Raw genomic sequence first — 16,230 nt, forward strand, 5'->3', positions numbered from 1 at the left:
ATACTAGATTAAATCTAGAATATATACTAAAATAAATATTAGTTAATATTTGAGAGGGCTGATAAAATGATGAAATATTTTTGTAAAGTATGTGGGATGATAATAAATGAAAATAATTTTAGGTATAATGAAGAGGCATTTATAGAAAAAAACACCATAGGGGATATAAAAAGATGTCCATTTTGCGGGGCTAAGGAAGAATATATAATAAATAAAGAAGAAAAGTTTTTAAATAGAAAAGTTGGAGAATTAGACCAAGAAACAAATAAAATTTTAGATCATGCAATGAAATTAGAAGTTTTTAATGGAGATTTTTATAGACAAGCTTCTTTAATAACAGAAGATATAAAACTAAAAGAAATGTTTAAAGCTCTATCCAACATAGAATACATGCATGCAAGAATACACATGAGTTTGAATGGATTAAAAAAACTTCCTAAACTCAAAGAAATGGACTATAGCAAATATAATAATGATACAATATTAGTAGAAATGGCAAATAAAAGAGAGATTCATGCAGTAGAATACTATAAAAAATATTATAGTGATTTATGTAGTGATAGAATTAGAGAAGTATTTGATGCTCTTTCTTTAGTGGAAAAGGAACATATAGAACTTACAAAATAAAAGCTATAAAAGAATATATTGAATTTGATTAAATAAGTAGTATAATTAGTTAATAAATGACTAAAGATATTATAAAAAGGAGTTCTAAAAGGTATGGGAAATAGGATAGAGAAAACCTATGGAAGTGCACTTAAAGGATTATTTCATGCAGTAAATCCATTGAAGAAAAAATTTTTAAAAACCTATTGTACGGTACACAAATTTATAATGCTTCAATCATTAGATATACTAAAAAATAGTGAACATCAAGAGGCCTATAATTTTTTTAAAGACAACTTAGCTAAATTAAACGAAGGTACTACTTGGGCAGACCAAGACTTTAAGAGTTCTAATCATTTTTTTCATTTTAGTAAAGGAAAAGGGCTATATGGATTTTCTAATGCATTATTGGAATGCAAAAAATATTATGATAAATCCTTAGAGAATTTAGAAAAAGGTGATTTAGATAAAGCTATGTTTTTTCTAGGAGCTGCTTGTCATCTAATACAAGATGTTACGGTGCCTCAACATGTTAATAATAAGCTTTTAAAAAGTCATAGAAGATTTGAACTATGGATAATAAGCAGGCTTTTAAATGATTACTCTTTTATGGCAGAACATGAAATTGTGAGGTATAGTAATTTAGATGAATATATAGTTAATAATGCCTTTTTAGCTAATAATACCTACATAAAGTATATGAATGTAGAGAATAGAGAAGAAAAATATAGTAAAATTGCTTCAATAGTATTAAAGGAAGCTCAAAAAACTACTGCAGGATTTCTTTTAGATTATTATGAGAATGTAAAAAATGAAGAGAGTTTTTTAAATTTGAGTAAATAAAATCCTCCAATTGGAGGATTTTATTATTTTATAAAGAATCTAACTATATATAAGCAAGGCTTCCTAAACTATTCGCTATTCACTAAATATAAGGTGGGGATGTATTTGGAGAGAAAAGATGAGAGTATAGAAATAAATATAGACCAAGAAGTATTTGAGGGAAATTTATTGGATATAGGATTTCATAATAAGGGTATTTTATATAATGGATATAAGTATTTTAATAAGGAGGTTGATTTAGGGTATATTAATGGAAAGGAAGAAAAAGGTTTAATAGAAAAAAACTTTTATGATAATTGTACATTGATGTTTATTTTAAATAATATTCACTTTAAAAAGTCTAAGGAGAAATTATTTAAAGAAGTAAAAGAATACATGAAAAAAGATGGTTACATCTATATATGGGATATAGATAAAGGTTTTAAAAAGTGTTTTAATAATAAAGTAGTAATAAAACTACCTAATAGTACACAAAAAGATTTTTATGTTAAGAATTTTAATATATTAAAGGATAACTCACAAGAATCTACAGTGAAAATACTTGAAAAATATTATGATATACTAGACATAAAAAATGAATTTGGAATATATTTTATAAAAGCTAGAAATTCTAAGTAGAAAGGAAGACATAAATGAAAGTTATATTAGTTGCAATAAATTCGAAATTTATACATAGTAACTTAGCAGTAAGATACTTAAAAAGATTTACAGAAGATTTACAATACACATGTGGTATAGAGGAGTTTTCTATAAATGATAGGGTAGAAAGAATTGTAGAAGAAATTATTTTAAAGGAACCAGAGGTTGTGGCTTTTTCTTGTTATATATGGAACATATCCTACATAAAAAAAGTATCAAGACTTATTAAGTTAATAAATCCTAATATTAAAATAATACTGGGTGGACCAGAAGTTTCTTTTGATGCCAGAGATTATTTAAAAGAAGAATACTGTGATTTTTTAATAGAGGGAGAAGGTGAAGAGACTTATAGAGAACTTATAGCTTATCTATTAGAAAAAAATAAAGAAAAAGAACATATAAATAATATAAAAGCTTTGTATTATATTGAGGATAACGAAATAATATATACAGGAAAAAGAGATTTAATGGATATGAATGATATTGTATTTCCTTATGAAGAACTAGAGGAATTAAATAATAAAATAATTTATTATGAAGCATCCAGAGGATGTCCTTTTAATTGTAAATACTGCTTATCTTCAACTGTTCATGGATTAAGATTTTTAAATATAAATAGAGTAAAAAAAGAATTACAATTTTTTATAGATAAAAAAGTAAAGTTAGTGAAATTTGTTGACAGAACTTTTAATTGTGACCATGAATTTGCATATGAAATATGGAAATTCATAATAGAGAAAAGTCCTGAAAATATAACTTTTCATTTTGAAATTTCAGCGGATCTTTTAACTGAAAAAGAAATAAATCTTTTGTCAAAGGCAAAAGAAGGGTTAATACAATTTGAAGTAGGAGTACAAAGTACTAATAAAGAAGTGTTAAAAAATATAAATAGAGATGCTGATTTTTTAGAAATAAAAGAAAAAGTAGAAGAACTTTTAAAAATTAAAAATATAAATCAACATTTAGATTTAATAGCAGGACTTCCAGGAGAAGATTATAATTCTTTTAAAAACTCTTTTAATGATTTATATAGTATAGAGCCAAATGAAATACAATTAGGTTTTTTAAAACTCTTAAAAGGCTCATCTATGAGGGAAGAAGCAGATAAATGGGGAATGATATATTCACCTTATACTCCTTATGAAATTTTAAAAACAAATAACATTAGTTACGAAGAAATATTAAAACTTAAAAGAGTTGAAGAAGTTTTAGATAAATATTACAATTCTGGGCAATTTAATAATATATTAAAATATTTTATTAAAAAATTTCAAACACCTTTTGAATTTTATGAAAAATTAAGTGAATACTTCTATAGTAGAGGATATTTTTCTAGAAGTATATCTTCTGTTAGTTATTACAAGGCTTTCCTTGACTTTAGTGAGGAAATATTAAAAGAAAAATCATACATTTTAGAAGAAATAATAAAGTATGATTATTTAAAATTTAACAAGAAAAAATGGTTACCCGAATTTTTAGAAAGACATATGGATAAAAAAGAAGAGAGACAGATAAAGATGATACTAAAAGAACAGGGAATTGTAGATAAATCAGAGAATATAAATAATTACCACATTGAAAAATTTAAAATAGATGTACTAAAATACGAAGAAATATCTACGCTCGAAAAAGGATGGGTTTTCATATTATTTGACGATAATAATAGAAAATCGGTTAAAAATATAACAACAATTGTAAAAAGATACATTATTGAGTATAATTAAATTTAATAACTCTCATCTTTTACGTTGCTAATTAACATAGCAATAAAAATCCTTGAAAACTTTATGCTAATAATATTATAATAAATAGTATCTATTAATGAATACTTTTTATTAATTAAGGAGGTGGTATTTTGGCGTTAGATGCAATAAAAAGTATAAGGACTGCCGAAGATAAGGCGGATAAAATCATAAGGGAAGCACAAATAAAAGGTAAAGAAATAATAAAAGATGCAGAAGTAAAATCTAAAGAGAAGTATAAAAGCATAATTAATGAAGGAAATGAAGAAAGTAAAATCATAATTAACAATGGAATGGAAGAAGGAGAAAAAGAAGCCGAAACAATAAAAAGTGATGGTGAAGAAGAAGTTAAAAAAATACTAGATGTATCTAGTGATAAATTTAATAGAGCTATTAATCTTATAGTTGAGAGGATAGTGAAAAGTCATGGCAATAGTTAAAATGAATAAATTCTCTCTGCTTGTATTTCAATCAGAAAAAAAGCAACTACTTGAAAGACTTCAGAATTTTTCAAAGGTGCAATTTATTGACTTAAAAGAAGAAACATGTGGAGATGAGGAAAAACAATTGTTAGATTATTTAGACAAGGACTCATCGCCATTAGAGGTAAGTGAATTAGAAAGCAAGAAATACAAAGTAAAATTTGCACTGGATATTTTAAAAAGATACCATGAAGAAAAGGGTGGTATCAAAGAAAGTCTTAAAGGTAAAAAGATTTTATCCTATGAGGAGCTAAAAAATCTTGAAAAGAAATCACAATGGGAAAAAATATATGAAAGTATAAAAGAAAAGGAAGATAAATTAAATATTCTAAATAATGAAATATCAAAATTAAATTCTGATATAGAAACTTTGATTCCATGGAGAAAGCTAGATGTATCTTTTCAAGAATTACAATCATTAAGAAATTGTGTTGCTTTTATAGGAGCTATACCTAAAAGAGTAAAGGAAGACTTTAGGGTTGATGTAGAAGATTCCTTTGAACAAGGGTATGTAGAAGAGATAAGTGAAGTTAAAGAAGATTTAAATCTATTACTAATAGTTCATAAGGATTTTAAAAATGAAGCAGAGGATATTTTAAGAAAATATGCTTTTAGCAAAACAACTTTGAATTATAAAGAATCCCCTATAGAATTTATAAGTTCTGCAAAAGAAAAAATAGGGGATATAAAAGGGGAAAAAGAAAGTATAGCTTACGAAATAAAGAGCTATTTAAATTACTTAGAGGATTTAAAAATTATATATGAGTATTTTGAAAATGAGTTAAACAAAGCAAATGTATCAGAAAATTTCTTAAAAACAGATAGAATGGTAGCTATAAATGGATGGTTTCCAGAGGAAAATAAGAAAGAATTACAAGATGAAATAGAAAAAATAACTCAAGACTATTATATAGATTTTATAGAGCCAGAGGAAGATGAAGATGTTCCAATAGAACTTAAAAATAATTCTTTGGTAAAGCCTTTTGAGTCTATAACATCTATGTATAGTTTACCTAAGTATAATGAAATAGATCCTACGCCACTTTTAATGCCATTTTACTTAATATTCTTTGGAATGATGCTTTCAGATGCAGGTTATGGATTGGTAATGTTTGTAGGAACATTACTGGCTTTGAGGTTTTTACCATTAGAAGAAGGACCAAAGAATTTTGTGAAATTATTCTTTTATTTAAGTATTCCTACTATGTTTTGGGGAATAATGTATGGCAGTTTCTTTACAGGTGCTATAGATATACCAGCTGTTTGGATGAAACCAGAGGATAATGCGAATTTACTACTATTTGCATCTATAGCCTTTGGATTGGTTCAAATATTTATTGGGCTTGGAATAAAAGGATACTTATATATGAGAGAAGGTAAATACTTAGATGCCTTTTATGATGTTGGATTATGGTATATAACTTTAGTTACTGTAATACTTTTCTTAGCCGGTAGCTTTGGAAATGTAGAAGCGCTAAAAGGTAGTATGAACATTATCAAATATATAATGTTTGCAGCAATGATAGGTCTTGTACTCACCCAAGGAAGAGAAAATAAAAATATTGGAGCAAGATTAGGTGCAGGATTATATGGATTATATGGAATAACAGGATATATAGGAGATTTTGTATCCTATTCAAGACTTATGGCCTTAGGGCTTGCCACTGGATTTATTGGAGGAGCTTTAAACTTAATTATATCTTACCTTGGAACAGGGGTGAAAGCTTGGATATTTGGACCATTGATATTTGTAATAGGACATATGTTTAATTTATTAATAAATGCATTAGGAGCATATGTTCATACATCAAGACTTCAATATGTAGAGTATTTTGGAAAGTTTTATGAAGGGGGAGGAAAACCATTTACTCCTTTCAAATATACAAATAAATTTATAAAAATTAAGACAGAATAAGGGAGGAATAATAAATGAACAATAATTTCTTTAGTTTCTTTTTACAAAATGGAGGAGTTTTATTAGCTGCTTTTGGAGTAGCTTTAGCAACTATATTACCAGGAATAGGATCAGCTAGAGGAGTTGGTCTAGTTGGTGAAGCCGCATCAGGACTTTTAACTGAGGAGCCAGAAAAATTTGGTAAAGCGCTTATTCTTGAACTATTACCAGGAACACAAGGATTATATGGATTCGTTATAGCTTTCATGGCAATGGGAAAAATGAGTGTTGGTATGGAACTGGGAGCTGGATTTAGTGTTTTACTTTCATGTTTACCTATTGCATTTGTTGGATGGAAATCAGCTTTAGCACAGGCTAAAACAGCAGCATCTGCAGTATCTATTCTTGCAAAAAGACCTGAACACAATACTAAAGGTATAGTTTTAACAGTTATGGTTGAAACATATGCTCTTTTAGGTTTCGTTATGTCAGTATTAATGTTAAGATAATATCCCTAAAAAATTAAAATTAAGGGAGTGAATATAATGTCTAGATTAGAGAATTTAACCTCTAAAATAATAAAAGACTCAGAAGAAAAGGCGAAGATTATTTTAGATGAAGCTAAAAGAGAAGAAGAAAAAATTATGTTAGGTCAAAAGCAAGAAGGAGAAAGTATAAAAAGCAAAATCATAGAAAAAGCCTATTTAGAAAGCAAAAATAGGAAGGAAAGAATTATATCTAATTCACATTTATTTGTAAGAAATAGAAAATTAGAAGCAAAACAAGAGGTAATAGATAAAGTTTATAAAGAAGCATTAAATAAGCTAGCTAAATTAAATAAAGAAGAATATTTAAACTTTATAAAAGATAGTATATTAGCTTTAGAAATATACGGAGATGAAGAAATAATATTATCTCAAGATGAAAAATATATAAATAAAGAAACCATAGAAGAAATCAATAAAGAGTTAAAAAGCAAGGGAAAAAAAGGTGAAATAAAAATAAGTGATAAAAAGAGAGATTTTAGAGGCGGATTTATACTAAACAAAGATGGTATAGAAATAAATAATACTTTTGAAGCACTAATACTTTCTCTTAAAGATGATTTAGAACCTGTTATTATAGACACCTTGTTCAGTTAGGAGGGGAGTTACAATGGATAATTTGCAATTCACCCATGCTATTGCAAGAATTAGAGTACTTGAAACTAGACTTCTTGATAGATCCAAGATTGAAAGAATGATAGATAGTTCCTCCGCTGAAGAAGCTTTAAAGATACTTGGAGAAACTGAGTATTTAAATTATATGTCAAATGTAAGAAGCCCTGAAGATTATGAAATACTTTTAAGTGAGGAACTTAAAAGATTATATACTCTTTTATATAGTATTAGCCCTGAAAGATCTATTATAGATATAATGGCTTTAAGATATGATTACCATAATTTAAAAGTAATGCTAAAGGGCAAATACTTAGAAAAAGATTTAACATATCTTTTAATACCAGTAGGAACTATAAGTAACGATAAATTAAAACAAATATTTGCTACGGAATTTTATAAAGAACTTACTCCTTTGATGAGAGAAGCTTTAGAAAAAGCAGAAAGTGAATATGAAGGGGATAAAGATCCTCAAAAAATAGATTTAATTCTAGATAGCTATGCGTATAAAGAAATATTATCAAAATCAGAAGAAGTAAATGAAAAATTTATAAATGACTATATTAAAATGTCTATAGACCTAAACAATATAAGAGCATTATTAAGAGCAAAAGCTCAAAATAAACATAGAAAGTTTTTTGAAGCTATTATTTTAGATGGGGGAACTATTGATAAGAAAACACTAATAAGCTATGAAAGTGAAACATCAGATAGTATAGCTAATAAACTTTCATATACTCCATATGAAAAAATAATAAGACTAGGATTAGAAGAGTATAGTAAAACTAATAACATAAGTTATTTTGAAAAACTTTCCGAGAATTATATAATGGACTTTATAAAAAAAGCAAAGCAAGTAAGCTTTGGAGTTGAACCTTTAATTGGATATATAATTGCAAAAGAAACGGAAATAAAAATAATAAGAATAATAATGGTTGGTAAATTAAATAGTATAGCACCAAATATTATAAGAGAAAGGCTGCGTGATGCCTATGTTTAAGATAGGGGTAGTTGGAGACAAAGATTCAATCTTAGCGTTTAAATCAATAGGTATAGATGTGTTTCCAGTTGTAAATTCAAAGGAAGCAAGAAAAGCAGTAGATAAAATGGCAGCAACAAAATATGGTGTTATCTTCATAACAGAACAAATAGCTAAAGATTTAGATGAGACTATTGAAAGATACAATAGAGAGATTGTGCCAGCTATTATACTTATTCCAAGTAATCAAGGTTCACTTAATATAGGTCTAAAAAGAATTAGTGATAATGTAGAAAAGGCAGTTGGAGTTAATATTTTATAGGAAGGTAGGTAGGTGGACTTGAAGACTGGTAGAGTTGTAAAAGTGTCAGGACCTTTAGTAGTTGCTGAAGGTATGGAAGAAGCTAATCTATTTGACGTTGTAAGAGTTGGAGATGAACGTCTTATAGGAGAAATAATAGAAATGAGAGAAGATAAAGCTTCTATTCAGGTTTATGAAGAAACTTCAGGTCTTGGTCCTGGAGCACCAGTTGTAACAACTGGAGCACCTTTAAGTGTTGAATTAGGGCCAGGATTAATAGAAGCTATGTTTGATGGAATTCAAAGACCTCTTGATGCAATAGAAGCTAAAGCAGGAGATTTTATTACAAGAGGTATAGATGTGCCATCCTTAAGTAGAGAAAAAGTTTGGCATTTTAACCCCACTAAAAAAGCTGGAGATAAAGTAGAAACGGGAGATATATTAGGTTTAGTTCAAGAGACTTCCGTTATAGAACACAGAATTATGGTACCTCCTGGAATAAAAGGTGAGATAATTTCTTTAAATGAAGGAGATTATACAGTAATTGATAAAATAGGAGAAATAAAAACAGATAAAGGTATAGAAGATTTAACACTTATGCAGAAATGGCCTGTAAGAAGAGGAAGACCTTATAAAAGAAAGCTAAATCCTAGTGCGCCTATGGTAACTGGTCAAAGAGTAGTAGATACATTTTTCCCAGTTACAAAAGGAGGAACTGCGTGTGTTCCGGGACCTTTTGGAAGTGGTAAAACCGTTGTTCAACACCAACTTGCAAAATGGGCTGATGCTCAAATAGTTGTGTACATAGGATGTGGAGAACGTGGAAATGAAATGACAGACGTTTTAAATGAGTTCCCAGAATTAAAGGATCCTAAAACCGGGGAATCTTTAATGAAAAGAACTGTGTTAATAGCAAATACATCTAATATGCCTGTTGCAGCTAGAGAAGCATCTATATATACTGGTATAACAATAGGGGAATATTTTAGAGATATGGGATATTCAATAGCACTAATGGCAGATTCGACTTCTAGATGGGCAGAGGCTCTAAGAGAAATGTCTGGAAGACTAGAGGAGATGCCAGGTGAAGAAGGTTATCCAGCTTATTTAGGATCTAGATTAGCAGAGTTCTATGAAAGAGCAGGTAATGTTATATGTTTAGGTCAGGATGGAAGAGAAGGAGCATTAACAGCTATAGGAGCAGTTTCACCTCCAGGGGGAGACTTATCTGAACCTGTAACTCAGGCCACATTAAGAATAGTAAAAGTTTTCTGGGGACTGGATTCACAATTGGCTTATAGAAGGCACTTCCCTGCTATAAACTGGTTAAATTCTTATTCATTATATTTGGATAAAGTTGGTCCTTGGATGAATGAAAATGTAGCAGAAGATTGGGTAGAATTAAGACAAAAAGCTATGGCTCTTTTACAAGAAGAAGCTAATTTGCAAGAGATAGCCAGACTTGTTGGTATTGATGCATTATCAGAAGAGGATAGACTTAAACTAGAAGTAGCTAAGTCACTAAGGGAAGATTATTTACAACAAAATGCTTTCCATGATGTTGATACCTATGCACCATTAAATAAACAATATAGAATGTTAAAAGCCGTTCTTCAATTTGGAGATGAAGCAAGAAAAGCATTGGAATCTGGTGTTTATTTAAAAGATATATTAAACTTACCAGTTAGAGATAAAATAGCTAGAGCAAAATATATAGATGAAAAAGATATATTAAGTATAGATGAAATATCAAAAGAATTAACAAAAGACATAGAAGATCTAATCAGCAAAGGGGGGATTTTAGATGCTTAAAGAATATAGAACAGTTAAAGAAGTAGTTGGTCCTCTAATGCTTGTAGATGGAGTAGAAAATGTAAAGTTTGATGAGCTAGTAGAAATAGAAATTCAAACTGGAGAAATAAGAAGAGGAAGAGTTCTAGAAATAAATGAAGATAAAGCATTAGTTCAGCTCTTTGAAGGATCAGCTGGTATAAATATAAAGGGAAGTAAAGCTAAATTCTTAGGAAAACCATTAGAAATAAGTGTATCTGAGGATATGTTAGGAAGAGTTTTTGATGGATTAGGAAGACCAAAGGATGAAGGACCAAGAATAATACCAGAAAAGAGATTAGATATTAATGGGATACCTATTAATCCAGTGGCAAGAAACTATCCATCAGAATTTATACAAACAGGTATTTCTGCCATAGATGGTCTTAACACTTTAGTAAGAGGACAAAAGCTTCCAGTATTTTCAGGATCAGGACTTCCACATGCTCAATTAGCTGCTCAAATTGCAAGGCAGGCTAAAGTTCTAAATTCAGATTCAAAATTTGCTGTTGTATTTGCTGCTGTAGGTATAACTTTTGAAGAGGCAGAGTTCTTTGTAGATGACTTTACTAAAACTGGAGCTATAGATAGATCAGTATTATTTATGAACTTGGCAAATGATCCAGCTATAGAAAGAATAGCTACACCAAGAATGGCGTTAACTACAGCAGAATATTTAGCTTTTGAAAAAGGTATGCACGTACTTGTAATACTTACAGACTTAACAAATTATTGTGAAGCTTTAAGAGAAGTATCTGCTGCAAGAAAAGAAGTTCCAGGAAGAAGAGGATATCCAGGATATCTATATACGGATTTAGCAACTTTATATGAAAGAGCAGGAAGAATTAAAGGTAAAGAAGGATCTATTACACAAATTCCTATACTAACAATGCCAGAAGACGATAAAACACATCCAATTCCGGACTTAACAGGATATATAACAGAAGGACAAATAATACTTAGTAGAGAACTTTATAGAAAAGGTGTTATGCCTCCAATAGATGTTTTACCATCTTTATCAAGACTTAAAGATAAAGGTATTGGTGAGGGGAAAACAAGAGAAGACCATGCTGATACTATGAACCAGTTATTTGCTGGATATGCGCAGGGTAAAGAAGCAAAAGAATTGGCAGTAATATTAGGAGAATCTGCGTTATCTGATGTTGATAAGCAGTATGCAAAATTTGGAGATGCTTTTGAAAAACAATATGTATCTCAAGGGTTTACTACAAATAGAACTATAGAAGAAACCCTTAATTTAGGATGGGAGTTATTGTCCATATTGCCAAGAACAGAACTCAAGAGAATAAGAGATGCTTATTTAGAAAAATACTTACCTAAAGAAAAAAGTAAGGAATAAAGGGATGAAAGTCTATGAGATTAAATGTTAATCCTACGAGAATGGAGCTTACAAAGCTCAAAAAGAGATTGGCAACGGCAACAAGAGGACATAAACTTTTAAAAGATAAACAAGATGAATTAATGAGAAGATTTATTGACCTAGTAAAACATAATAACGAATTAAGAAAAAGTGTAGAAGAGGAACTTCAAAAATCTTTAAAAGACTTTGTAATGGCAAGAGCTTTAATGTCATCAGAGTTTTTAGAGGAGGCAATAGTTTACCCGAAAGAAAGTATTTCATTAGAAATCGCTAAGAAAAATATTATGAGTGTAAATGTACCAATAATGAAGTTCAAAAGAGAAATGGAAGAAGATGAGGGGAGTATATATCCATATGGGTATGTAAATACTTCTGGAGAATTGGATACAGCCATTGAAAAATTATATGGTATTTTACCTAAACTATTAGAACTAGCTGAGGTGGAAAAAACATGCCAACTTATGGCAGACGAAATTGAAAAGACAAGAAGAAGAGTAAATGCATTAGAATACATGACTATTCCTCAACTTGAAGAAACCATTAAATTTATAATAATGAAGTTAGATGAAAATGAAAGAGGAAATCTAACTAGACTTATGAAGGTAAAAAGTATGATGGAAGAAAAAAAATAAAGCTGGATAATCCAGCTTTATTTTTTATTTTAAAATCTTAAAAGATTCAGAAAAATTTAAAAAAAACATATTGACAAAGTTTTAACAAGTATGATAAAATATAAACAAGTTAAAAGAGGATATAAAAAAGAGGAGGGGTCTAGTTATGAAAGAGAATAGAATAAAAGCTTGTATGATAGGGGAAAGCATATTTAAAGTAGGTGATTATACTTCACTAGCACAAGGGTGGGGAATATATAAAGGTGCAATATCTTTAGAAGAATGTGTTAACTTTAAAATAAAGGACATGTACTTTGAAGAGTTTGAAGATGGACAACTACCAAGATTTATAGCAGTAGTAGAAACTAATAAAAATAAAACTGTAAATGTTAATATAGAAGATTTAAAAGATATAAGATGTAATGTTGAAAATAGAAAAGAATTAGAGAGAATAGGTTATGATTTTCAAAAAGGAGCTATATATTGTAAGGGATATGAAGATTTAAATGGACATTGGAAATTCTTTAACATAGGATTACAGGGACTAGAAAAAACCTTATGTATGGCTTAGTATATGAAAATAAAGATATATATTTAAAATTTGGAATATTCATTAGGATGAATGATGTTCCAAATTTTATTTTTTGTTTACAAAAAGAATAAGTAGGTATATACTAGTGTATATACATTAGTATAGGAGGATGAATATGGATAATATAAGAAAGATGGTATACACTGCTCTTTTAATATCTCTATCAATTGTAATACCTTTGACCTTTAGCTTCTTAGCTATACAAATAGGACCTTTCACGGCTACCTTAGCTTCACATGTACCTATGTTTTTATCAATGTTTCTAGGACCATTAGCATCTGTAATGGTTGGTATAGGATCAGGACTAGGATTTTTTATTACAAAGGGAGCTTATGTAGGGGCTAGAGCACTTATGCATAGCATTGTTGGTATGTTTGGAGCTTATCTTATTCAAAGAGAAGTCTCATATTTTAAGGTAGTAATAAGTACTTCTTTCGTACATGGCATAGCAGAGGCTTTGGTAGTGATTCCTTTTGGTATAACATTTAAGAGTATATTGATTACCGTAGGATTAGGAACTGTATTTCATCATTTAGTTGATGGTATATTAGCTTATGGTGTAATAAGAATTTTGAGTAGGGTATTAAAGTTGCAATTAATAAAGAATAATCTGTAAAATGAAATTAGGTAATATTTTAATTTTAGAAATAAAGTATAACAATAAGGAGAATAATAGTTAATGATTTAACGATTATTCTCTTTATTTCTATTGAATCTCATAAAATATATATAAAAGCTAGAAATTATTTTAAATGTGACTTATAATTAGAGTACATTTATCAAATAAATAAGATATAATAAAAATTTACAAAATGTGAATTGAAAAACTTTATCAAGTTTTATATAATATTTTCATGATAATAATTATCATTTACAATTTATTATTTGATAGGAGGGTATAATATGAGTAGTTTTAAAATAAGGGACAATATTTATAGTGTAGGGGTAAAAGACCCAGACCTTAGAGTTTTCGATATAATAATGGAAACAAATGGTGGAACAACTTATAATTCATATTTAATAGATGACGAAAAAGTAGCAATAATAGATACAGTAAAAGATGGATTTTATGATAAATTTTATTCAAATATAAAAGAAGTTATAGGAGAGAGAAAAGTAGATTATATAATAGTTCAACATACAGAATTAGATCACTCAGGAAGTCTTATAAACCTTTTAAGAGATTATCCAGAAGCCCAAGTTATATGTTCTATGGCAGCTTCAGTTTACTTAAAGAATATTTTAAATAAAGAGTTTAACCATCAAGTTGCTCCAAAGGAGCTTAGTTTGGGAAATACTACTTTGAATTTTATAACCGCCCCAAATCTTCACTGGCCAGATACTATGTTTACTTATGTTCCAGAGAAAAAAGCTTTATTCACTTGTGATTTTTTAGGAGCTCATTACTGTCCATCAACAAATATCTTTGATGGGGAATCAGAGGATAGTTATGAAGAAATGGTGTATTACTTTGATGTAATAATGTCTCCTTTTAAAAAGTTTGTATTAGCAGGTTTAGATAAAATAAAGGACTTAGACTTTGATTTAGTATGCACAAGTCATGGAACAGTTCATACTAAAGAAAATATAAAAAAATACATGAATATGTATAGAGAATTTGCAACTGGCAATAATGAAGAAGAAAAGAAAATAGAAATATTCTATATTTCTGCATATAATCAAACTAAAGCTGTAGCAGACTATTTTTATAAACAATTAAATAATATGGGGATAAAAGCTGATATACATGAAATTACAGAGTCAGGAATAGATAAGTGTGCAGAATTAATAGAAAAATCTAAGGGGTTTTTAATAGGTTCACCTACAATAAATCAAGATGCTGTAAAACCTGTTTGGGATGTATTGTCCTTAGTATCTCCAATAGTAAATAGAGGGAAGCCAGCAGGTGCCTTTGGATCTTTTGGTTGGAGTGGTGAAGGAGTTCCTATGATGACAGAGAGGTTGAAATCCTTAAAATTAAAAGTAGTAGAAGAAGGATTTAAATTTAAGTTTGTACCATCTTCAGAGGATTATAAAAATGCAGATACATTTTTAGAAGACTTTAAAAACCTTCTTTAGTAAAAAATATAAAGGATATGGCTTCTCCATATCCTTGTTGTATATGGGAGGATAATATGAAGAGACAATTTATACTTCAATTTTTGCTAGATGATGGGCTGACAAGTATTAGTCAAATTAGAACAGATGAAATGGATACTCTAAATATAAAATTTAGATATGAATTCAATAACTATGAAATTGAAGCATCAGAATCTTATGCTAGAGATATGCTAGGAGAGTTAAAAGATATTGCTAAAGAGGATTTAAAAAGTCAATTCTTAAAAGAGATCGCAATGGATGAAGTAGATCAAATATTAGATGAACTAAAAGAAGAAGTAGATATAAAAAGTTTAATATGTAAAATAGAAAAAGAATGTATAATGGATAAAAATTATATTGAATTTATTGTAGAAATTAAATTGTAAAAATATATAGCTATGTATAAGGAGGACTTTAAGTGAAAGTTCTAGTATTATTTTCTTCCCCAAATAAAAAAGGAAATACATTTAAATTATTAGAAAAGTTTTTAGAAGGACTAAATCAAGAAGTAGATTTTATAGATGTTTATCATAAAAAGATAGGACCCTGTATAGATTGTAAAGTATGCTACAAAATAGAAGAGTGTGCTATAAAGGATGATATGATAGAAATATACAAAAAAATAAATGAAAGTGACCTTATAGTAATAGCAACACCAATTTATTTTGCTAATGTACCATCACCGCTAAAAGCGTTGATTGATAGACTTCAAGTTTATTGGAGTAAAAAATACATAAGAAAAGACAGAGAAAATATAAGGGAAAAAACAGGTGTAGTATTAGCTGTAGGAGGAACCTATTGGGACAATATGTTTATGTCTTCGGAAGAAGTTTTAGGTCTAGCTTTTGCAGCCATGGATGTAAAGGACATACATAAGGTTTATGGGGTGAATACAGACCATATTCCCATAGAAAAAAATGAAGAAATTATGAAAAAGGCTTATGACCTAGGATGTGAATTAAAAAATAAATATTAAAATTTCTAAATAACGAAGTAAACTTGTTTTTAAGAGAAAACAGTATTTAGATGCTAACCAGAAGAAAAACTTCTGGTTTTTTTGTAATAAAAGAAAT

Annotated in this window: 18 protein-coding genes; all 18 read left to right on the top strand. The window is 28.8% G+C overall.

The window, feature by feature from the left end:
* Positions 1-66 precede the first annotated feature (66 nt).
* The 18 genes from B5D21_RS03080 (at position 67) to B5D21_RS03165 (ending at position 16,133) form a co-directional block, all read left to right on the top strand.
* Positions 67-627 carry a ferritin family protein gene (locus tag B5D21_RS03080; protein WP_011099238.1) on the top strand — a complete coding sequence of 187 codons (561 nt, stop codon included), beginning with the start codon at positions 67-69 and terminating at the stop codon, positions 625-627.
* Positions 628-720: 93 nt separating this feature from the next.
* Entirely contained in the window at positions 721-1,449 is a 729-nt protein-coding gene (locus tag B5D21_RS03085) for a phospholipase C (protein WP_011099239.1), read from the top strand.
* A 99-nt stretch (positions 1,450-1,548) separates the two neighbouring features.
* Complete coding sequence (locus B5D21_RS03090) at positions 1,549-2,067, top strand: hypothetical protein (RefSeq protein ID WP_035110116.1); 519 nt, start codon at positions 1,549-1,551, stop codon at positions 2,065-2,067.
* A gap of 14 nt (positions 2,068-2,081) precedes the next feature.
* Positions 2,082-3,812, top strand: a complete 1,731-nt coding sequence (locus B5D21_RS03095; protein WP_011099241.1) for a B12-binding domain-containing radical SAM protein — start codon at positions 2,082-2,084, stop codon at positions 3,810-3,812.
* 131 nt (positions 3,813-3,943) lie between these two features.
* Positions 3,944-4,270 carry an ATPase gene (locus B5D21_RS03100; protein ID WP_011099242.1) on the top strand — a complete coding sequence of 109 codons (327 nt, stop codon included), beginning with the start codon at positions 3,944-3,946 and terminating at the stop codon, positions 4,268-4,270.
* Positions 4,257-6,227 carry a V-type ATP synthase subunit I gene (locus tag B5D21_RS03105; protein ID WP_011099243.1) on the top strand — a complete coding sequence of 657 codons (1,971 nt, stop codon included), beginning with the start codon at positions 4,257-4,259 and terminating at the stop codon, positions 6,225-6,227. Before B5D21_RS03100 ends, B5D21_RS03105 begins: the two co-directional genes overlap by 14 nt.
* 14 nt (positions 6,228-6,241) lie before the next feature.
* Positions 6,242-6,715 carry a V-type ATP synthase subunit K gene (locus tag B5D21_RS03110; RefSeq protein WP_023437859.1) on the top strand — a complete coding sequence of 158 codons (474 nt, stop codon included), beginning with the start codon at positions 6,242-6,244 and terminating at the stop codon, positions 6,713-6,715.
* 36 nt (positions 6,716-6,751) lie between these two features.
* On the top strand, positions 6,752-7,348 hold the full coding sequence (locus tag B5D21_RS03115) for a V-type ATP synthase subunit E (protein WP_035125342.1): 597 nt from the start codon (positions 6,752-6,754) through the stop codon (positions 7,346-7,348).
* Positions 7,349-7,361: 13 nt separating this feature from the next.
* Positions 7,362-8,363 carry a V-type ATP synthase subunit C gene (locus tag B5D21_RS03120; RefSeq protein WP_011099246.1) on the top strand — a complete coding sequence of 334 codons (1,002 nt, stop codon included), beginning with the start codon at positions 7,362-7,364 and terminating at the stop codon, positions 8,361-8,363.
* Positions 8,356-8,664: a V-type ATP synthase subunit F gene (locus B5D21_RS03125; RefSeq protein ID WP_035125398.1), complete on the top strand. Its 309-nt coding sequence runs from the start codon at positions 8,356-8,358 to the stop codon at positions 8,662-8,664. Before B5D21_RS03120 ends, B5D21_RS03125 begins: the two co-directional genes overlap by 8 nt.
* Before the next feature lie 18 nt (positions 8,665-8,682).
* The gene (locus B5D21_RS03130) at positions 8,683-10,455 is read left to right on the top strand and encodes a V-type ATP synthase subunit A (protein WP_035125396.1); all 1,773 of its coding nucleotides are present in this window, start codon (positions 8,683-8,685) and stop codon (positions 10,453-10,455) included.
* Entirely contained in the window at positions 10,448-11,833 is a 1,386-nt protein-coding gene (locus B5D21_RS03135; protein ID WP_011099249.1) for a V-type ATP synthase subunit B, read from the top strand. The genes B5D21_RS03130 and B5D21_RS03135 overlap by 8 nt, the downstream gene beginning before the upstream one ends.
* A gap of 14 nt (positions 11,834-11,847) precedes the next feature.
* The gene (locus B5D21_RS03140; RefSeq protein ID WP_011099250.1) at positions 11,848-12,486 is read left to right on the top strand and encodes a V-type ATP synthase subunit D; all 639 of its coding nucleotides are present in this window, start codon (positions 11,848-11,850) and stop codon (positions 12,484-12,486) included.
* Between the two features lie 145 nt (positions 12,487-12,631).
* The gene (locus B5D21_RS03145; protein ID WP_011099251.1) at positions 12,632-13,036 is read left to right on the top strand and encodes a hypothetical protein; all 405 of its coding nucleotides are present in this window, start codon (positions 12,632-12,634) and stop codon (positions 13,034-13,036) included.
* 136 nt (positions 13,037-13,172) lie between these two features.
* Positions 13,173-13,673 carry a hypothetical protein gene (locus tag B5D21_RS03150; RefSeq protein ID WP_035125340.1) on the top strand — a complete coding sequence of 167 codons (501 nt, stop codon included), beginning with the start codon at positions 13,173-13,175 and terminating at the stop codon, positions 13,671-13,673.
* Between the two features lie 287 nt (positions 13,674-13,960).
* Positions 13,961-15,136 carry an FprA family A-type flavoprotein gene (locus B5D21_RS03155; protein ID WP_035125338.1) on the top strand — a complete coding sequence of 392 codons (1,176 nt, stop codon included), beginning with the start codon at positions 13,961-13,963 and terminating at the stop codon, positions 15,134-15,136.
* A gap of 56 nt (positions 15,137-15,192) precedes the next feature.
* Positions 15,193-15,543 (top strand): hypothetical protein, encoded by a 351-nt coding sequence (locus B5D21_RS03160; RefSeq protein ID WP_035125337.1) that lies wholly within the window; start codon positions 15,193-15,195, stop codon positions 15,541-15,543.
* 32 nt (positions 15,544-15,575) lie between these two features.
* Positions 15,576-16,133, top strand: a complete 558-nt coding sequence (locus tag B5D21_RS03165) for a flavodoxin family protein (protein WP_011099255.1) — start codon at positions 15,576-15,578, stop codon at positions 16,131-16,133.
* Positions 16,134-16,230 lie beyond the last annotated feature (97 nt).

Origin of the sequence: Clostridium tetani (assembly GCF_900167265.1) — a bacterium.
GTDB lineage: Bacteria > Bacillota > Clostridia > Clostridiales > Clostridiaceae > Clostridium_G > Clostridium_G tetani.